Here is an 18359-nt window from a genome sequence, read left to right as displayed (position 1 = left end):
AATGATTGTATGGGTGTAAAATATTATGTATAATGTACTGAGAATAAAGTTAAGACAAATGTTTTAGGAGGTAATATAAATTGGCAGACAGACAGGATATGGGGCAGAATAAAGGGAGCGCAGGAGCTCATAAGGGAACTGTGAGCCGTGCAACAACGAGCAGTGTGAAAAAGACACAGCCGTGCAAGGGAGTAGCGTCAGGCAGTCGGTCAGCATCAGGCAGCCGTCCTGTGTCGGGAAATCGTCCGGCATCGGGCAGCCACTTATCATCGGCGAGTCGTCCGAAAAGTGCAACTGCGCAGGACAAAAGGCGCACAAGTACGGGACGTCCACTTGAAAAGTCGGTGAAGTCCGTGTCTTCAGGAAGCAAGACCAGGAGACCGGCGAATAGCAGATCGTCAACAGGTTCCGGTAAAAAATCCGCGCAGAGCAGAAATAAAAAGAAGCGATATGAGCTGAATACGAAAATGATGGTCGTGGCGGCTCTGGTGGTTGGAATAGTGCTTGCACTTGTGATCACGATGATCATGAGATCCAGCATGCTCAGGGTCAAGCAGATCCAGACGGATTATAATATGGGTGATATATTTGATATAACAAACTATATTGAGCCGGACAGCAATGATGCCAGGCTGGAATATGACAACTCAGAATTTGCACCGGATAAGCTTGGTAAGTACACCATCAAATATAAGATCAGACGTGGAAAGTTAAGCAAGACAAAAAAGGCTGTGATAAATGTTGTTGATGAGGTAAATCCATACATAGACGGCCCGGACGAGATAGACGTTTCTATGGGAACGGATATAAACTGGAGTGATTATTACAATGTCACAGATGAGGATCCGGATGTGCAGGATTCGCTTAAAGCTTCTCAGGATGTGGACACAAGCAAGGAGAGAACCGTAACAGTGACTCTCACAGCGGAGGACTGGGCAGGCAACAAGGCGTCCAGACAGATCACCGTAAATGTACTCAAGAGTAACTTTGATGAGTAGGGTGTGAACGAAATAAAATATCTTGAAAAATGACAGAAAAAAGCTCAATGCTGACGGGGATGAAATCCGAAAGCATTGAGCTTTTTGATTTTAGTATTTTATGAGATAGGCGGCTTTCTCAGCTCTGCATCCAGCTCTGAGTTGTCAACCACTGTTGTCTTGGTCTTTTTAACCTTTTCCTTTTTCTTCTTCGATCTGCTCTTGTGTATGTTCTTGATGAGCATTACCACCAGAAGCAGGATGAGACCTATGCTTATGAGGACTACGGATAAACCGTATTTGTCCAGTATCTTGTCGATTATGTTGTAGCTTGACTTCTCCCACAGTCCATCCGCTTCAAGATCTGCCTGAACCTTTGAGAGGCAGTACTTTGTTCCGGTACACTTTGGTATACCCGGAAGTCTTGATGTGATGGCTGTAAGGTTGCTTGCCTGTTCGTCGGTTACATTGAAGTATGTATATGACAATGCCTCCTTACCTGTTGTGGTTATAGGATCGTCCAGACCGAGATTGATGAGATACCACTCTCCGCCGAGATAAACGGCATTCCATGCACAGTTGTTGATGTAACTCTCTTCTTTGAGCTGCTTCTGTGTGTCCATCGAGTCGTCCAGAAGATCTGAATTCTGTCCCTCAATGTACAGACATGGCACACCGACGTAATCCATAATGGCCTTGAAAGCCTTTGCATATCCGTAGGTGACTGCCGACTGATACTTGGAGTTGAACACGCCGTCTGCGGTGTATGCGTATATGTTGTCCTTGCTCTTAGATGTTGCATCTGAGGCATAATAAACTTTGTTGATGATCGAATTATGTATGAGATATACCTTCTCGTAATCCTTTGCGCTCTCATCCAGAGAAGCTGCATAATTCTTGACGGTCAGGTCAAAGTTGTTCTTGTATATGGAACGTGTATCTCCGTTGGCATACAGTGAATAGCACTCGATGGTGAGAGCTGTATATCTGAGTTCTCCCGAGGATTCCTGCTTGCACTGATAGCTGTCGGACATCCAGAAATACTCAGGATGATCGGCGAGTACAGCGTTGACGATCTGATCCATTCCATCGTTTCCGATAACTTCCCAGTCTTTGTTGCTGACCGACAATGTAAATGCTGTGTAATATCCGCCGTCCTGATAAGAAGCATTGGATGTCGACTCGTTGAATTTCTGAGCTGCATCGTTGATCTGTTTGTAGACGGTTCTGTACGCACTGTTGTCAAACTGGTCATAGAAATAAGTTCTGCCATCTATGGTATCGGTTTTGTTACTGCTGTCCGTATCATCTGTATCCGCCGCCTTTGCGACATATGGAGAAAATGATAATATCATGGTAAGCGTAAGCAGCAGTACAAGAAATTTTTTCTTCATAACTGGAACACACTCCTTCTTTTGCTTATGCAAAGCCCCTTTATATACTTCCTTCAATAATAACACATTATGGTTATTATTGCCAGAGAAAATGGGTTAAAGCGGTTGGATTTTGCTTCGCATATGTGTATAATAGTAAAAACCTGATGGTTAACGGATGGAAGGAGGAAACACATGGCTTCCAGTTGCGATATGTGTGCACACTATGTGTACGATGACGAAGATGATTTTTATGAGTGCCTGGTGAATATGGATGAGGATGACTTTGCCAGATTTGTGGCAAGAGGCTACGACAATTGTCCGTATTTTCAGTTGGATGATGAATACAGGATAGTGAGACATCAGATGTGACGATTGAAGAAAAACGGGAGATGTGCAGCAGCGCGTCTCCCGTTTTTCTGGCAAATGATCAATGTGATCAGTTCTTTTCAAATGACTCCGCCAGCTCCGTGAGATACACATACCTCTCCAGAAGCTGATCCAGCTCTGATTCAAGCTGTTCCTTTTTCTGCGTGAGTTCGTTAAGCTTCACGAAATCTGACACAGAGTTGTTGATATCGGTCTCCGTCTGCTCTATCTCAGCTTCTTTCCGGGCGATGGTGTCCTCTATGGTGTCATATTCCCTCTGCTCATTGAAGGAGAACTTTTTCTTCACGGATGGATTCTGCGTTTTCTTTTTCTGGGCAGGTTCCTTGTCCGCTGTGCTGACACGCTCCGGCTTTGTCTGGGTATTTGCCCCTGCCGATGCGCTGTTGGCAAATGAACCGTGGGTCAGATAATAATCGGTATAACCGCCCTCAAACTGTGAGATCCCGCCGCAGCCGTCAAACACCAGAAGCTTTCTTATGACTCTGTCCAGAAAATATCTGTCGTGTGATACGACTATCAATATGCCCTGGAAGGAATCAAGATAGTCCTCAAGTATACACAGTGTGGAAATGTCCAGATCGTTGGTCGGCTCGTCAAGGATCAGTACATTTGGCGATGATACGAGAACCTTCAACAAATACAGTCTTCGCTTCTCGCCTCCTGAGAGCTTCTCTATGCGCTGGTGCTGCAGAGTGCCGTCAAATAAAAATCTCTCACACATGGTGGATGCTGACATGAGACCTTCGGTGGTCTGGATATACTCTGCGGTTTCTTTGACGTAGTCGAGTACCTTCATGTTGGGATCCAAGGCTTCATTTTCCTGAGAGAAATATCCTATCCTTACGGTGTCTCCGATCTCTATGGTTCCGCTGTCCGGCTTGGTGACACCGGTTATGAGCTTCATGAGCGTTGTCTTGCCACAGCCGTTTGGGCCAACAACACCTATCCTGTCAGTCCTCAGGAAGTTGTATGAGAAGTCCGTTATGACCGGACTTGGTCTGCCCGGCCAGGTCTTGGCTATATGGGAGAGCTCTATTGTTTTGTTTCCCAGCCGGCTCGCGATTGAGCTCATGGTAACCGACTGAGTTTCCTTTATAAGCTCCTCACTTGCAAGCTTCTCATATCTCTGGATATGGGCTTTCTGCTTTGTGCTTCTGGCTCTAGCACCTCTCTGCATCCATGCGATCTCCTTGCGCAGGATATTCTGATGTTTGTTCTGAGTGGCAAGTGCGATGTTCTCACGCTCTGCCTTCAGCATGAGATAGCCTTCGTAGTTGGTATTGTAGCTGTAGGTTTTGCCTTTGTCGATCTCTACTATGCGGTTGCACACCTTGTCAAGAAAGTATCTGTCGTGGGTGACCATGACCAGAGCTCCCTTGTAGTTGTTAAGGTAATCCTCCAGATATTCTGTCATATCGTTGTCGAGGTGGTTGGTGGGCTCGTCCAAAACAAGAATGTCACATCTTGACAGCAGTGCCGCAGCCAGAGCGACCTTTTTTCGCTGACCTCCTGAAAGTGTGCTCACCATGAGGCTGGTGTCGTCAAATCCGAGACGGTGAAGAAATGCCTTGGCATCACCCTCTATGCTCCATTTGTTCTCCTCGTCGACATTTGCAGTGATGACATAGTCGTATATGCTGACCTTCTCTGCGAAGTCGGGGGTCTGTGGAAGATATTTTATGACCACGTTGTTTCCCTTTGACAACTGTCCTGAATCACATTCGTCTATGCCGGCTATGATCTTGAGGAGAGTTGATTTACCCGTGCCGTTTACGCCTATGACACCGATCTTTTCTCCTGAATTTACTGAAAAGTCTGCGTCATCGAACAGAATCTTGTCAGTGTATGCTTTTGAAAATCCTTTTATTGTAAGTAGGTTCATATATGTTCTTATGGGGCTTTGTGCCCGCCCTTTCGTCAAAATGAGCCGTGAAAACGGCTTTGCATGTAAGTATTATTGTAATTGGGGAGAATTGACGAGTCAAGAAGCATATCATAATAGAAATACCATTTGAGAATAATTAAAAATAGACGAAAATATATAAGACAATGATCTCCACCCGACAGTATATTTGTAAAAAAACATTCCTGAATTTATACAACATGACTAAAAAATAACCTGAAAAGGCGCTTTAGGTTAATAAAAACAAGCCATTTGCACAAATTGGTTTACAAAATTACAATTTTGTAATTTGCAAATTATTCCAAAAAGTAGTATAAATTGAACATTGATTACGGACAGGAATGGAGGTAATTATCATGGAATCAACAAATATCAGGGTTAAGCTCAATTCAGTAGAGCAGGTAAGACAGTTTGTAGAGACAATGAGAAAATATGATGGAGACGTTGATGTATATTCATCCAACAGGAATTATCTTGTAGATGGCAAATCAATACTGGGAGTTTTTAGTCTTGGACTTGATCAGGAACTCACAGTAAAGTTCTATAACGGAGCGACAGAGTCGTTTATAAATACATTACAGCCATTTATGCTGGCTGCATAAGGAGTATTTATTACAATAATTTTCATAGCTAATTCGTGGTCTGTATGCATTGACACATTCGTTGATGGAGTGTTAGAATGTCCTTATAAATATTAAGAGATATTAGGGGGCGCAGCCAATGCAGATTACAGAGATGAAAGCTAAAGTTAACACTATGGATGACATCAAGAAGTTTGTTGCATACCTGAATCAGTTTCCAAATGATGTTGACGTTTCATCAGCTCAGTACGTCGTAGATGGAAAGTCAATCTTAGGTGTGTTCAGTTTAAATCTTGAGAAGCCACTTACAGTGAAATTTCATGGAGAAGTTGCACCAGAGCTTCAGGCAAAGCTTGATGAGTTTAAGTGCTAATTCTATAGGATACATAAGAAAGCTTAGAAAAGCAGGCTGCAGATTTTCTGCAAGCCTGCTTTTCCTATGCTGTGAGACAAGTGTCAGGAGGGATGATTATGATATACGAAGCGGATCAGGGGTTGGAATACCATATAAAGGTAAATGAGGATATGATAGGCCAGTATGTTATCATGCCGGGGGATCCTAAGAGATGTAAGGCGATAGCAGCGTATCTCGAAGATGCGGAGCTGGTGGCGGACAGCAGGGAATTTGTCACGTATACAGGCTATCTGGATGGAGAGAAGGTCAGTGTCACGTCCACAGGTATAGGCGGCCCGTCGGCGGCCATAGCCATGCAGGAGCTGGTGCACGCCGGTGCCCACACTTTTATCAGGGTTGGAACCTGTGGCGGTATGCAGACTGAGATCGTCGGCGGAGACGTGGTGATCGCCACGGGAGCTGTCAGGATGGAGGGCACGTCAAGAGAGTATGCGCCTATAGAGTACCCTGCGGTTGCGGATATAGATGTGGTGAATGCGCTCAGAGAGTCAGCAGGAGCACTTGGAGTGACGGCACACACAGGTGTGGTTCAGAGCAAGGACTCATTTTATGGACAGCATTCGCCGGGAATCATGCCGGTTGGATATGAGCTTATGAACAAATGGGAAGCGTGGAAGAAGATGGGCTGCAAGGCCTCTGAGATGGAATCTGCTGCATTGTTCATAGTTGGAGCGTTCCTGCGGGTCAGGGTCGGTGCGTGCTTCCTTGTGGTGGCGAATCAGGAGAGGGCTGCAGCCGGTCTCCCGAATCCTGAGGTACACGACACCGATAAAGCCATACGTGTGGCTATTGAAGCTGTGAAGAAGCTTATCAGAACTTGAATACACGACCTATGTCTGTCTTGTAGCTTTCAAGATAGTCAAGGATCTCATCTGAATTATCCATGACGGTATATATCTCGTTGGTCGCAGGCGTCATAAAGCCTTTGTCCGACGTCTCTTTGAGCATGGACAGAAGATGATCGTAGAATCCGTTCTGATTGAAAATTACGATTGCTTTGCCGTGGCGTCCGAGCTGCTTGAGCGTGAGGATCTCAAAGAATTCCTCGAGAGTGCCAATTCCGCCGGGCGTTACGATGAAAGCGTCTGCCTTATCTTCCATGATCTGTTTGCGCTCTCTCATGGTCTCAGTGGTTATCAGCTCGGAGACATTCTCAAACAGTATTCCGTCAACATTAAAGAATGAAGGAGTGACGCCTATTATGGTGCCATTTTCCTCGTATACACCCCTTGCCACTGCGCCCATGAGCCCATTTGCTCCAGCGCCGTACACAAGAGTGTGGCCTCTTTTGGCGATTTCCCTTCCTAAATATTCTGTTTCTTCTATATAAGATCTGTCAATGTCGTTGCTTGACGCGCCGTATACACATATATTCATAAAAACCTCCAATGTGACAATGCCAGGTATTCCTGAACTGCCGAAAAACCATTTATTAAACAGTATATAGAAGTAAATGATAATTTGGAAGAAATTATTTATAAAATAATGTAAAATCGCAAAAAAATGCGGAGCAGCCATAGGACTGCCCCGCAAAGGGAAAACATGAAAAGAATGATATGAGATTACAGAAGCTCAACAACTTTGCCCAGAACTGCGATCTCTTTTTCTTTTGCACCCATAAGGTACTTCTCAAATCTGTCCATACAGTCAACCTTGCCTGTGATGGAAGTCTTGATGAGAAGGTTTCTGGCGGTGAGCATGGTGTTCTCAACCTCCATATAATCATTCAGGATATCACCGTTGAATTCGATATATCCGTGATCCATCATGTACTTGAGTCTCTCCATCATGAGAACCTTGTGGTCATACAGGATGTGAAGAGCACGTATATCAAAGTCTGGATCCTCTGCTGAAAGCTGCTTGCCGATCTGCTTCAGAACCGCATCGTAGACATCAACCCCAAATACTGTGTCCTTAAAACGATTCCTCATCATACGGAAGTGATTCTTGGTATCCTTTGACTCAAGGTACTCGATGATGGTATCCTTGATATACTGTGTGTCGAGTTCGTAGTATGTATCAGCCAGATTCTTCTGGATCACGTATATTCCACGGCGTCCCTTGTAGTCGTCCTTGAAAATATGATCCTCCTGGGCTGTGATTGTGTCGTAGCCGTTTCTCACATCTGAGTATGATACTTTTGAGTAGGAATAATGCTCGCCAAATGTGAAATCTCCAACATAGAACTGCTGCTCCTCGTCGTCATATCCGTAGATGAAGAGCTCGTGTGGGAATTTGTAGTCGGCACCGGAATCGCAGAGGATCTTAGCCTCGTCAAATACTCCGTATACATATCCGCCCAGATTGATGGTCTTCTTGATGAAAGTGAGAATATCTCCGCAGTAGCTCTCCACCTGCTCCTTTGTCATGAGAGAGAAGAGAAGATAAGGACATTCCTTAAGTGAACTGCTTCCCGGCATCATATCTGCAAGAAGCATCTCATCTCCTGTGAAGATCTCTTCGATGTTGTAACATCTTAACTGTATATAATTGCTGAATATCCAATTCTTGGCTTTCTCGTCGTCCCCTATGATCGAGAAAAGTGTGGCATGCCACTGCCAGGATGTTATCATTGGATAGCTTATTGGCAAAATCTTTTTGCTCATGTGCTTATTACCTCCATTTCATATTAAGATTACGTGATGTTAGCTGACCTTGGCTGCTACAGCCTTGACTACATCGTTCATGTCATAGTAGAGACCAAGTGCAAGCTCAGAATCATCAAATTCAATGTTAAAAGCCTGCTCAAGTCCGACGATGAACTGAATGATGGAAACGGAATTCACGCCATATTCGGTGGTGAGTTCTGCAGTCATGTCCAGCTTGCCCGCATCTATGTCTGGAAGAATATCAGAAAAAACCTCCAATACTTTTTTTGTTAATGTGTCTTTGTCCATTTCAAACCTCCCATTCGTTTTGATATGTTACCAATGCACGTTACTTATATTTTAATGTGTTTGACAGTATTTTTCAATAAAATTATTCAATCCGTACAGAAATATTTGTGCATTTTTGTGTTAAATGTTAAAATTACCGTGAAGTATATGGTGTAAAATATGGTATAGTTGAATAAAATATTATAATTTTTTTAAAAAAATCAGACAGTTGATGTAAAATATAGAACAACAATATACGATAAGGCAGGGTGATGGACATGAAGATAGTTGTTCTGGATGGATGTGCGGCGAATTCCGGCGATATTAGCTGGGACAGTATTGGCAAGTATGGCGAGCTGACGGTGTATGACAGAACCGACAGGTCAGAGGTGGTCTCAAGGATAGGCGATGCGGAGATCATAACAACGAACAAGACGGTGATAGACAGGGCTGTGATCGAGGCCTGTCCGAACCTCAGATATATAGGTGTGCTTGCCACCGGCTACAATGTGGTCGATGTGGAGGCGGCACATGAGCACGGCATAGTGGTTACAAATGTTCCGGCATACAGTACGGATGCTGTGGCGCAGTTTACATTTGCACTGCTTCTGGAACTGGCAAACAGGGTCGGGGCGCATGATGCGTCAGTGAAGGACGGTGGCTGGGTGAGAAGTAAGGATTTCTCCTACAGTGTGATGCCGACCATGGAGCTTGCGGGCAAGACTATGGGTATCATAGGCTATGGCAGTATAGGTATGAAGGTGGCTGAGATCGCACATGCATTTGGCATGAGGGTGCTGGTGAACAGCCGGACGAGGAAAGCCCTGCCGGATGGCGATTGGATAAGCTGGGCTGAGAGGGATGAACTGTTCGCACAGTCGGATGTGATAAGCATACACTGTCCTCTGTTCCCTGAGACGGAGGGAATGATAGACAGGAGTGCGATAGGCCGGATGAAGAAGACTACATTCATCATAAACACTGCCAGAGGCGGCTGCATAGTGGAGAAGGATCTGGCAGATGCCCTGAACGAGGAACGTATAGCTGGAGCCGCGGTGGATGTCATAGCACAGGAGCCTATGGCGGCGGACAATCCGCTTCTCACGGCAAAGAATGTGATCATAACACCACATATCGCCTGGGCACCGAAGGAGGTCAGGGAGAGACTTCTCAATATAGCGGGTGGCAATATAGAGGCGTTTCTCAATGGAAAGCCTGTAAATACAGTATAAAAAGAATAAGATTAGCCATTGAGCAGAAATTTAGCTGTAAGAAGAAAGGATAGATCAGGAAGATGGAGAGCAGTTCTTTTGAGGATGTGAACAGACTGGTTAGGTCTGAACTGTATGAGCACATGGATCCGGAATTTGGCAAATATCTGGCCATGAACCTTCCGGGCTGTGGCAATATAATAGGTGTGAGGCTGGATGACCTGAAGGAGATAGCCAGACAGATAGCCGACATAAACTGGAAGGAGTATCTGAAGCATGCGCCGGATGATACGCTGGAGGATGTGGTCATTCAGGGGCTTGTCCTTGGATTCGCACAGGGCAAGCTGGAGGAGATACTTGCATATGCCGATGAATTTGTTCCCAAGATAGACAACTGGTGGGTGTGTGACTCGTTCTGCAGTACATTTGTGGCGGCATCCATGTACCCGGAGATAGTGTGGGAATTCATCATGAAGTATATGGGAGATTCCGAGCTGAATCCTGCGTGGAGAAAGAAGGAGGAGGCAGAGATTCCAGAGGGACAGGGAGGCATCGCAGTAGGAACCTGGCAGGATATGTCCGATGACTTCAGACTCAGGTTCGTGGCTATCATGCTGAAGTGCTACTTTGTGAATGACAAGTATATCGACAAATGCCTTTATGCATTTGAACATATGCAGGATGGCGGCTACTATGCAAAGGACGGTGTAGCCTTTGGCCTGGCGGAGAGCTATTTCGTGTTCCCGGACAAGACGATTGAGTACATAAAAGGTGCACAGTTTGACAGGCAGATTCTGGAGATGACGAAGAACAAGATAGAGAAGATATACAGGCTGCCGGAAGCGGATGTGAACAGGTTTGCGGAAGTTATAAATGAATATTAAAATTAAGAGAAGGACATTATATTTGCAGGAGGAATTCTTATGAGAAATTTGAATGCGGATATGGATGTCCTTTTTGCTTTGGCTGAGATCAATAATATTGAAAATGAGTTTATGGTGGCAATGGTGCTGGTGATTGTCTGTTTGGCGGCTGCGGTATGTCTGACCGTATGGATAAGAAAATACGTCAGGGGAAATGCCTCAGGCAGTCTGGAAGATAGTCAGGATGAGCGGGAGGACAGGGAGTATTCATCGGAGGATAACTACATCGATGGTGATGCTGTAGCCATTGCCATTGCTGGAGCTTTGGGAGGAACAGCAAATATTTACAGTCTGAGGAGCAGTGATACAAGACTTAGAGTTACGGTGAACAACGGGGCGCTGGTGGACAGGAGAAAACTGAAAGCCACAGGAGCTCTGGGAATACTGGCAAAGGGCAGGCAGGTGCAGGTATTCTATGAGGATCAGGTGGAAAGGATATGCCGAGAGCTTGGAAGATATATAGATGGACACAGGAAAGATAATATTGAACAGGAGGCTGAGATCGATTATGAAAGAGTGCTTAAGAAGGTGTATGTGCCTGTTGAAGGTGATGTTGTGCGCGTATCTGATATACATTGCCTACAGAACCTGGGAGACGGGAGTGTCGGCTTGTGTGCGATTCGAGCCACACGGGGAGAGATCAGAGCGCCGTTTGACTGCAAGGCTGGATATAGTAAAGCCGGAGAAGGTCAGATAGAGTGTACATCTGAGGAAGGATACGTGGTCAGGATATATCTGATATCAGAGATCGACACCGGATGGCAGAGGACACAGAGCTATGTAGATATAAGACTTACATGTGGTGATGGTGAGAAGGTGCGAAAAGGAAGGCTGCTTGCAGAGTATCCATATGAGACGCTTGCTGGCAGAGGCGAAACTGTATATGCTGTGCTGGAGGTACATTCCGATGAAAATGCTGATACAGGTCATTCTGGTGGCATAGATAAAGGATATCAGCTTAAGATAAACCGGAGAGAGAAAGTGAATTATGAATATGTGGCATGCGAGCTTGTCGTCTGAAAAGCTCACATGCCATTTATTTACGCTCTGGTTGCCCTGTCTATGATCCCAGCAAGGGTATCTATGACCATAGCGGCATCCTGATCTTTGTATTTCAGGAAAGTATAAGCACAGCCTTGTACGAACATTGACACCTCAACATTCTTGGCAAGGTCATCTCTGAACTCGGGACGGGCGTCATATATCTTCTCCTTGATGAGGGCGTCGAGCTTGTTGGTCAGGACTCCATAGCTTCTATTGTCATCAGGAAAGAGTATGGAGAACAAATGTCCCTGGTTGATAAATGCGTTGCATAACTGCCTGCTTGCTTCTGCAGGATTGGTAAGCATATATTCTGGATTTGGAATGTCACCGATGAGGGACAGAAGAGCATCATTTTCGAGGTATTCCGACAGATCATATATATCCTGAAAATGCAGATAGAAAGTCTGCTTGCTGATATTGGCCTTTTCTGTGAGTTCCTTCACTGTGATCTTCTCCACAGGTTTGGTGGCACGCAGTTCGATAAATGCGCTGAATAAGCTGTTGCGTGTACGCTGAATCCTTCTGTCCATAAAAGCTCCTTTCTGATCATACAAAAGCTGTACGCGGGTAATGATTATAAATGGCTGTAAGCGCCCTGATGATGCTCTATGCATTATAATATAGAATACAACAAAAGAAAGATATAGTCAAAAAAACGTATATAAATATTAAATCTAATTGTCAATAATTGTCTGGAGTAAATTATTTTACTTTTATCAAAAAACGAATATTCATATAGCGGATGTGCAACGGTATACTGAAGGTAATTTACTACAGTCAAGAAATGACTGAGAGGGCTTGGATGATGGAACTTGAATACTAACTTTGTATGGAGGAAAAGTTATGGATTTGTATGAGTTTTATTCGGGAAGGTGCTTTGATGCCTACAATGAGCTCGGCGCACACGTTGTGAAGGAGAACGTGGGCAAGAGCAGGAGGAAAGCAGTGACAGGAGTGGACTTTGTGACGTATGCACCGAATGCGGAGTCGGTGACGGTTACAGGTGAGTTCAATTCATGGGGAGAGACTGCCATGGAGAGGTGTTACGATGGCAGCTTTTTCAAGTGTTTTGTGCCGGGGGCAAAGGCCGGACAGATGTATAAATATAAGATATACCAGAGAGATGGATATTGTGTGGATCACTGTGATCCGTATGGATTCGGCATGGAGCTGAGACCGGCATTTGCATCTATAATAAGAGATATGGATGAGTATACATTTGGCGATGCAAGATGGATGAGGACACGGAATGAGTGCAAGGGTGGTCCGCTCAATGTGTATGAGATGCACATGGGCTCATGGCACTGCAAGCCGGTGTATGATGAGAATGGAAAACAGCTGACACCGGAAGAAGTCATTGAGACTGACCGAGTTGCTGAGGGCTGGTATACATACAGAGAGATAGCACCGATGCTTGTGGAATATCTGAAAGAGCAGGGCTACAATTATGTGGAGTTTATGCCGCTTTCGGAGCATCCATGTGATGAGTCATGGGGCTACCAGAATACCGGATTCTTCAGTCCGACGGCTAGATACGGAACGGCGGATGACCTGAAGTTCCTCATCGACACGCTTCACAAGAACGGCATAGGTGCCATCATGGACTATGTGCCTGTGCATTTTGCACTGGATGGATATGGACTTGCAAAGTATGACGGAACCAATCTGTATGAGCATCCGACCGATGATGTGGGCTACAGCGAGTGGGGTAGTAAGAATTTCATCCATTCCAAGGGAGAAGTTCAGACATTTCTCAAGAGTGCGGCGAATTACTGGCTCACAGAGTATCATTTTGATGGCCTAAGAATGGATGCCATCAGCAGGATAATCTACTGGATGGGCGACGAGTCTAGAGGTGTAAATGACAGGGCGGTTGAGTTTATAAAGGGGCTTAACCAGGGACTTAAGGACAGACACCCGTCATGTATTCTCTGCGCCGAGGATTCCACGGACTACAAGGGAACCACCAAGGAAGTCGGATACGGCGGACTGGGATTTGACTACAAATGGGATATGGGTTGGATGAATGACACATTGAATTTCTTCAGAACTCTGCCGTTTTGCAGAGGCGACCAGTATCACAAGCTGACATTCTCCATGATGTATTTTTATAATGAGAGATACATGCTGCCACTCTCGCATGACGAGGTTGTACATGGCAAGGCAACCATAGCCCAGAAGATGGCGGGATCATATGAAGAGAAATTCCCAAATGCAAAGGCGCTCTACGCCTACATGTATGCGCATCCGGGCAAGAAGCTTAACTTCATGGGTAACGAGATAGCCCAGCTAAGAGAGTGGGACGAGAAGCGTGAGCAGGACTGGGATATACTGAAATACCCGAACCACGATTCATTTAACAGATTTATAAAAGATTTGAATAAGCTCTATCTGAAAGAGACTGCGCTGTCAGGGTGGGATGATGATCCTCACGGGTTTGACTGGATACTCTGTGGCAAAGAGCAGGATGTTGTATATATATTCCAGAGAGTTATTGAGGAAAATAAGATAGTAGTAGTCATGAACCTATCAGGAAATACATACAGGGATTATCATTTCAGATACGGCGAGGGCAATTCCATGAAAGTTCTCATGAACACGGACTGGAATAAATACGGTGGAAACACTAAAGACACCGTGAAGAGTATCAAGGGCGTATGCGGTGACTTCGGCTTTGATCTTCCAGCTCTGTCTGTAATGTATTTAAAGCCGGTGGATTAGTAAAAAGGAGAGATTATGATATTAGATGTAAGCAACCTTAGCCATGGATTTGGTGACAGGGCAATATTTGAAAATGTGTCATTCAGACTTCTGGCAGGTGAGCATATAGGGCTTGTCGGCGCAAATGGTGAAGGTAAATCAACCTTCATGAATATAGTGACGGGTAGTCTCATGCCGGATGAGGGTACAGTGACCTGGGCGAAGAATGTGAAGGTCGGATATCTGGATCAGCACACGGTCCTTGAGCCGGGCATGACCATAGGCGGAGTGCTGAGGGATGCGTTCTCCAGACTTTTCGATATGGAGAAGAGGATAAATGAGATATGTGACAAGCTGGCGGAGGTCACTGACGAGGATGAGATGAACACTCTTCTTGAGGAGATGGGACTTCTTCAGGATCTTCTGGACAGCCATGACTTCTATATAATAGATTCGAAGGTTGAGGAGGTTGCCAGGGCATTTGACCTGTTGCAGCTTGGACTGGACAAGGATGTAACTGAGCTGTCGGGCGGACAGAGAACCAAGGTTCTGCTGGCGAAGCTTCTGCTTGAAAAGCCGGAGATACTTCTGCTCGACGAGCCTACGAATTATCTTGATGCACACCATATAGAGTGGCTCAAGAGATACCTTCAGGAATACGAGAATGCGTTTATTCTTATATCCCATGACATTCCGTTCCTGAATTCAGTTGTAAATATCATATACCATATGGAGAATTGTCAGCTGGGCAGATATGTCGGCGATTATGACAAGTTCCAGGAGGTGTATGCGGTGAAGAAATCCCAGCTTGAGGCTGCGTACAGAAAGCAGCAGCAGGAGATATCTGAGCTGAAGGATTTTGTGGCGAGAAATAAAGCCCGGGTTGCCACAAGAAATATGGCTATGTCCAGACAGAAGAAACTTGACAAGATGGATGTCATTCAGCTTGAGCGTGAGAAACCGAAGCCTGAGTTCAACTTCAAGGAAGCGAGAACCTCTGGTAAGGTCATATTCGAGACTGATGATCTGGTGATAGGTTACAGCAAGGACAAGCCGCTTTCCAAACCGATGAATCTCCGCATGGAGCGCGGTGACAAGATAGCCATCACAGGAACGAATGGTATAGGAAAGACGACATTCCTGAAGAGTGTGCTTGGACTTATCCCAGCTATATCCGGCAAGGCGCAGCTTGGCGACTATCTGCACATTGGATACTTTGAGCAGGAGGTTAAGCCGAGCGAGAATACATGCCTGCAGGAAATCTGGGAGGAATTCCCGGGATATACCCAGTATGAGGTACGTGCGGCTCTTGCCAAATGCGGACTTACCACCAAGCATATCGAGAGCAAGGTGAAGGTCCTCTCGGGCGGCGAGCAGGCGAAGGTGAGACTTTGCAAGTTAATCAACACTGATACAAATGTGCTTCTGCTTGACGAGCCGACAAACCATCTTGACGTTGATGCCAAGGATGAATTGAAGCGTGCTCTTTCCGAGTATAAGGGGTCTATACTTCTGGTATGTCATGAGCCTGAATTTTATGATGGCCTTGTGACAGACGTGTGGAATCTGGAGCAGTACACGCTGCTCCAGTGATCAGATATTATAAAATTGTCAGGTTCAAATAGATTTTTTGAACCTGGCAATTTTTTAGCGTAAATTTGACTAATCGCAATTCCTATATTATTCTATATAGGACAGTTTAATATGGTAAAGTGCTAAAGATAAATGCGCACTCAGCGTAGAAATAGATACATCTGCTCAAAAAGTACTGTATAATCGTACGGATATAGACGCAGGTGAAAAATAATATTAGGATGGAGATGTTAGATGAATATACTTGAGAGTTTAAAGGATAAATTACTTGTTGCAGACGGGGCATTTGGAACCTGTTATGTGGGAATGTACGGAGAGCAGGGAACTGTCGCTCCTGAGCTTGCAAACATGCGCCACCCGGAGCGGGTACTTGAAATCCATAAAGAGTATGTGAAGGTGGGAGCCGGGCTTATAAGGACAAATACATTTGCGGCAAATACAGCGAGCCTTGATGCTGACACGGATTATGTCATTTCAAATGTGCGTGCGGCGGTAAAGCTTGCGAAGCAGGCTGCGGACGGCGAAGCTGGAACGGATCACAAAAAGGTATACATTGCCGGAGATATAGGCCCAATACCTGCGGATGCCGGTCTTACACTGAATGAAAGGGCGTCACAGTACAAGCTGCTGGGTGAGGCGATGCAGGACATGGGAGTGGATATCATCTGGTTTGAGACATTTCCTGAGTTCAATGTGCTCGAGCCTGTGGTGAAGCACCTGAAGGCAAGAAAGGACACGCCGGTCATGGTGTCGTTCTGCGTGAACCAGTTTGGGTACAGCAACTGTGGATTTTCGGCAAGGGCATTGCTCTCCCAGGTGGCAGGAAATCAGGACGTGGACTGTGTTGGATTCAACTGCGGAGTTGGTCCGTACCATATGCTTCAGCTTCTGAAAAAGCTGGATATAGACTGCGGAAAGCCTGTATCAGTCATGCCGAATGCGGGATACCCGAAGTTTACACAGAGCAGACTGGTGTTCAATGACAACAAAGAGGGATTCATAGATAAGATCCAGGACATAGCGGCGCTTGGTGCAGATATCATAGGAGGATGCTGCGGAACAAATCCTGAATACATACATCAGATCATGGAACGGGTGAAAACCGGAGATATTGCAAAGGCTGCCAAGGTTCATGTGGAAAAGGTACAGGCTGACAGTGCTGTAAAGGACAATTTCCTCAAAGGACGTCTGGAGCGTGGCGGGGCAGCCACAAAAAATGCCGACGGACACAAGCATAAGCTGATTGCTGTGGAGCTGGCACCTCCGGTGGATGTCAATGATCAGAAGCTGCTTGATGCAGCCCATATACTTAAGCAGTCACATGTGGATGTGGTGACATTCCCTGATTCGCCATCGGGAAGAACCAGAGCGGATTCCATACTCATGGCGGAGAAAGTGCATAAGGAGACAGGACTCAGGGTCATGCCGCATCTGTGCTGCCGTGATAAGAATGCCATAGCCATAAGGGGAAGCGTGCTCGGTGCACAGCTTAATGGCATAAAGGATTTCCTTGTCATAACAGGTGATCCGGTTCCGGTCATGTTCAGACAGACGACCAGGAGCGTGTTCAACTTTGATTCAGTCGGAATGATGAAGCTGCTGCAGTCTATGAACGAAGAGGTGTTCAGCGGGGATAAGATCACCTACGGCGGAGCGATCAACCAGAACAGACTTAACACAAAGTTTGAGATAGACAGAATAAAGAGAAAGATGGAAGCCGGGGCTGAATTCTTTCTGACACAGCCGGTGTTCTCCAGAGAGCAGGCGCAGATCCTCAGAGACATGAAGGCTGAGACCGGCGCGACAATACTTGTGGGAATCATGCCACTTGTCAGCAGGAGAAATGCCTTGTTCATGAAAAATGAGATGGCGGGCATAGAGATCCCGGACGAGATTATAGAGAGATACAGTGGAAATGCCACAAGGCAGGAAGGCGAGGAGTGCGGCATACAGATCGCCAGAGATATACTTGAGTACACTTCGGATTTTGCAGATGGATATTACTTCTCGTTCCCATTCAACAGAGTACATATGCTGGCACATATCGTTGACTAAAATGTGAGTCAAGGTTATTATGGAATAAGCGGTGTTGCCGGGGAAAACAGGGATTCTGGAGCAGCGCTATATAGGAGAGGCGCTGTTATATATACAGTAGATAAAATACAGGATGCGCGGGTGCGCAGAAAGGAACAGACATGGATTACAATAGTTTAAGTCTTAAGATGCATGAGGAGCACAAGGGTAAGGTAGAGGTAGTGTCCAAGGTGGCAGTGAAGAACAGAGACGATCTGAGCACGGCTTACACACCGGGCGTTGCAGAGCCTTGCAGGAAGATCCGTGACAATAAGGCTGACGTATACAAATATACATGCA

The 18359-nt window shown here is 45.6% G+C and carries 17 protein-coding genes and 1 pseudogene; 12 read left to right on the top strand and 6 right to left on the bottom strand.

Going from position 1 to position 18359, the window contains the following annotated elements:
* Window positions 1-80: 80 nt before the first annotated feature.
* Entirely contained in the window at window positions 81-998 is a 918-nt protein-coding gene (locus ABUA31_RS06590) for an immunoglobulin-like domain-containing protein (RefSeq protein ID WP_161171387.1), read from the top strand.
* Between the two features lie 98 nt (window positions 999-1096).
* On the opposite strand, the gene ABUA31_RS06585 is transcribed toward ABUA31_RS06590, so the two are convergent.
* A complete protein-coding gene (locus ABUA31_RS06585) occupies window positions 1097-2371 on the bottom strand; it encodes a transglutaminase domain-containing protein (RefSeq protein ID WP_015534528.1) in 1275 nt (424 codons plus the stop codon).
* A gap of 174 nt (window positions 2372-2545) precedes the next feature.
* Here ABUA31_RS06585 and ABUA31_RS06580 point away from each other — a divergent pair, with 174 nt between their 5' ends.
* Window positions 2546-2722, top strand: a complete 177-nt coding sequence (locus ABUA31_RS06580; protein ID WP_165852774.1) for a DUF6472 family protein — start codon at window positions 2546-2548, stop codon at window positions 2720-2722.
* Window positions 2723-2789: 67 nt separating this feature from the next.
* Here the strand turns inward: ABUA31_RS06580 and ABUA31_RS06575 are convergent, their stop codons facing one another.
* Window positions 2790-4622: an ABC-F family ATP-binding cassette domain-containing protein gene (locus tag ABUA31_RS06575; RefSeq protein ID WP_055222319.1), complete on the bottom strand. Its 1833-nt coding sequence runs from the start codon at window positions 4620-4622 to the stop codon at window positions 2790-2792.
* A gap of 377 nt (window positions 4623-4999) precedes the next feature.
* On the opposite strand from ABUA31_RS06575, the gene ABUA31_RS06570 reads away from it, so the two are divergent.
* The 3 genes from ABUA31_RS06570 (at window position 5000) to udp (ending at window position 6460) form a co-directional block, all read left to right on the top strand.
* Entirely contained in the window at window positions 5000-5245 is a 246-nt protein-coding gene (locus ABUA31_RS06570; protein ID WP_015534531.1) for an HPr family phosphocarrier protein, read from the top strand.
* Between the two features lie 118 nt (window positions 5246-5363).
* A complete protein-coding gene (locus ABUA31_RS06565; protein ID WP_015534532.1) occupies window positions 5364-5597 on the top strand; it encodes an HPr family phosphocarrier protein in 234 nt (77 codons plus the stop codon).
* 98 nt (window positions 5598-5695) lie between these two features.
* Window positions 5696-6460, top strand: a complete 765-nt coding sequence (udp, locus tag ABUA31_RS06560; RefSeq protein ID WP_055147365.1) for a uridine phosphorylase — start codon at window positions 5696-5698, stop codon at window positions 6458-6460.
* Here udp and ABUA31_RS06555 read toward each other — a convergent pair.
* The 3 genes from ABUA31_RS06555 to ABUA31_RS06545 form a co-directional block, all read right to left on the bottom strand.
* Window positions 6450-7016: an LOG family protein gene (locus tag ABUA31_RS06555; protein WP_015534534.1), complete on the bottom strand. Its 567-nt coding sequence runs from the start codon at window positions 7014-7016 to the stop codon at window positions 6450-6452. The genes udp and ABUA31_RS06555 overlap by 11 nt on opposite strands.
* 185 nt (window positions 7017-7201) lie before the next feature.
* Complete coding sequence (locus tag ABUA31_RS06550; protein WP_015534535.1) at window positions 7202-8245, bottom strand: hypothetical protein; 1044 nt, start codon at window positions 8243-8245, stop codon at window positions 7202-7204.
* Window positions 8246-8284: 39 nt separating this feature from the next.
* Window positions 8285-8536 carry an acyl carrier protein gene (locus ABUA31_RS06545; RefSeq protein ID WP_015534536.1) on the bottom strand — a complete coding sequence of 84 codons (252 nt, stop codon included), beginning with the start codon at window positions 8534-8536 and terminating at the stop codon, window positions 8285-8287.
* Between the two features lie 257 nt (window positions 8537-8793).
* Here ABUA31_RS06545 and ABUA31_RS06540 point away from each other — a divergent pair, with 257 nt between their 5' ends.
* The 3 genes from ABUA31_RS06540 (at window position 8794) to ABUA31_RS06530 (ending at window position 11669) form a co-directional block, all read left to right on the top strand.
* Window positions 8794-9747: a D-2-hydroxyacid dehydrogenase gene (locus ABUA31_RS06540; RefSeq protein ID WP_055147368.1), complete on the top strand. Its 954-nt coding sequence runs from the start codon at window positions 8794-8796 to the stop codon at window positions 9745-9747.
* 62 nt (window positions 9748-9809) lie between these two features.
* Window positions 9810-10610, top strand: a complete 801-nt coding sequence (locus tag ABUA31_RS06535) for a DNA alkylation repair protein (protein ID WP_015534538.1) — start codon at window positions 9810-9812, stop codon at window positions 10608-10610.
* A gap of 39 nt (window positions 10611-10649) precedes the next feature.
* On the top strand, window positions 10650-11669 hold the full coding sequence (locus tag ABUA31_RS06530) for a PTS sugar transporter subunit IIB (protein WP_349092866.1): 1020 nt from the start codon (window positions 10650-10652) through the stop codon (window positions 11667-11669).
* 20 nt (window positions 11670-11689) lie between these two features.
* Here ABUA31_RS06530 and ABUA31_RS06525 read toward each other — a convergent pair whose 3' ends face one another.
* Window positions 11690-12223 carry a TetR/AcrR family transcriptional regulator gene (locus ABUA31_RS06525; RefSeq protein ID WP_015534540.1) on the bottom strand — a complete coding sequence of 178 codons (534 nt, stop codon included), beginning with the start codon at window positions 12221-12223 and terminating at the stop codon, window positions 11690-11692.
* Window positions 12224-12536: 313 nt separating this feature from the next.
* Here ABUA31_RS06525 and glgB point away from each other — a divergent pair, with 313 nt between their 5' ends.
* The 4 genes and pseudogenes from glgB to ABUA31_RS06505 form a co-directional block, all read left to right on the top strand.
* Entirely contained in the window at window positions 12537-14414 is a 1878-nt protein-coding gene (glgB, locus tag ABUA31_RS06520) for a 1,4-alpha-glucan branching protein GlgB (protein WP_349818647.1), read from the top strand.
* A gap of 12 nt (window positions 14415-14426) precedes the next feature.
* Window positions 14427-15986 carry an ABC-F family ATP-binding cassette domain-containing protein gene (locus ABUA31_RS06515; protein ID WP_055280133.1) on the top strand — a complete coding sequence of 520 codons (1560 nt, stop codon included), beginning with the start codon at window positions 14427-14429 and terminating at the stop codon, window positions 15984-15986.
* Window positions 15987-16220: 234 nt separating this feature from the next.
* Entirely contained in the window at window positions 16221-18041 is a 1821-nt protein-coding gene (locus ABUA31_RS06510) for a bifunctional homocysteine S-methyltransferase/methylenetetrahydrofolate reductase (RefSeq protein ID WP_349818646.1), read from the top strand.
* 140 nt (window positions 18042-18181) lie between these two features.
* Window positions 18182-18359, top strand: a pseudogene (locus tag ABUA31_RS06505) (NAD-dependent malic enzyme); the annotation flags it as partial.

The sequence above is a fragment of the Coprococcus sp. RTP31081st1_H1_RTP31081_211007 genome (genome assembly GCF_040227275.1).
Taxonomy (GTDB): domain Bacteria; phylum Bacillota; class Clostridia; order Lachnospirales; family Lachnospiraceae; genus Coprococcus; species Coprococcus aceti.
Note: the sequence above shows the minus strand (reverse complement) of the source record. Positions and strands in the feature narration are given on the sequence as shown.

What these genes read in the sequence shown, in the direction of transcription:
- ABUA31_RS06530 (WP_349092866.1), top strand. Translation starts at nt 10,650, where the DNA reads ATGAGAAATTTGAATGCGGATATGGATGTCCTTTTTGCTTTGGCTGAG.
- udp (WP_055147365.1), top strand. Translation starts at nt 5,696, where the DNA reads ATGATATACGAAGCGGATCAGGGGTTGGAATACCATATAAAGGTAAAT.
- ABUA31_RS06525 (WP_015534540.1), bottom strand. Translation starts at nt 12,223, where the DNA reads ATGGACAGAAGGATTCAGCGTACACGCAACAGCTTATTCAGCGCATTT.
- glgB (WP_349818647.1), top strand. Translation starts at nt 12,537, where the DNA reads ATGGATTTGTATGAGTTTTATTCGGGAAGGTGCTTTGATGCCTACAAT.
- ABUA31_RS06540 (WP_055147368.1), top strand. Translation starts at nt 8,794, where the DNA reads ATGAAGATAGTTGTTCTGGATGGATGTGCGGCGAATTCCGGCGATATT.
- ABUA31_RS06535 (WP_015534538.1), top strand. Translation starts at nt 9,810, where the DNA reads ATGGAGAGCAGTTCTTTTGAGGATGTGAACAGACTGGTTAGGTCTGAA.
- ABUA31_RS06585 (WP_015534528.1), bottom strand. Translation starts at nt 2,371, where the DNA reads ATGAAGAAAAAATTTCTTGTACTGCTGCTTACGCTTACCATGATATTA.
- ABUA31_RS06580 (WP_165852774.1), top strand. Translation starts at nt 2,546, where the DNA reads ATGGCTTCCAGTTGCGATATGTGTGCACACTATGTGTACGATGACGAA.
- ABUA31_RS06575 (WP_055222319.1), bottom strand. Translation starts at nt 4,622, where the DNA reads ATGAACCTACTTACAATAAAAGGATTTTCAAAAGCATACACTGACAAG.
- ABUA31_RS06550 (WP_015534535.1), bottom strand. Translation starts at nt 8,245, where the DNA reads ATGAGCAAAAAGATTTTGCCAATAAGCTATCCAATGATAACATCCTGG.
- ABUA31_RS06565 (WP_015534532.1), top strand. Translation starts at nt 5,364, where the DNA reads ATGCAGATTACAGAGATGAAAGCTAAAGTTAACACTATGGATGACATC.
- ABUA31_RS06570 (WP_015534531.1), top strand. Translation starts at nt 5,000, where the DNA reads ATGGAATCAACAAATATCAGGGTTAAGCTCAATTCAGTAGAGCAGGTA.
- ABUA31_RS06545 (WP_015534536.1), bottom strand. Translation starts at nt 8,536, where the DNA reads ATGGACAAAGACACATTAACAAAAAAAGTATTGGAGGTTTTTTCTGAT.
- ABUA31_RS06555 (WP_015534534.1), bottom strand. Translation starts at nt 7,016, where the DNA reads ATGAATATATGTGTATACGGCGCGTCAAGCAACGACATTGACAGATCT.
- ABUA31_RS06510 (WP_349818646.1), top strand. Translation starts at nt 16,221, where the DNA reads ATGAATATACTTGAGAGTTTAAAGGATAAATTACTTGTTGCAGACGGG.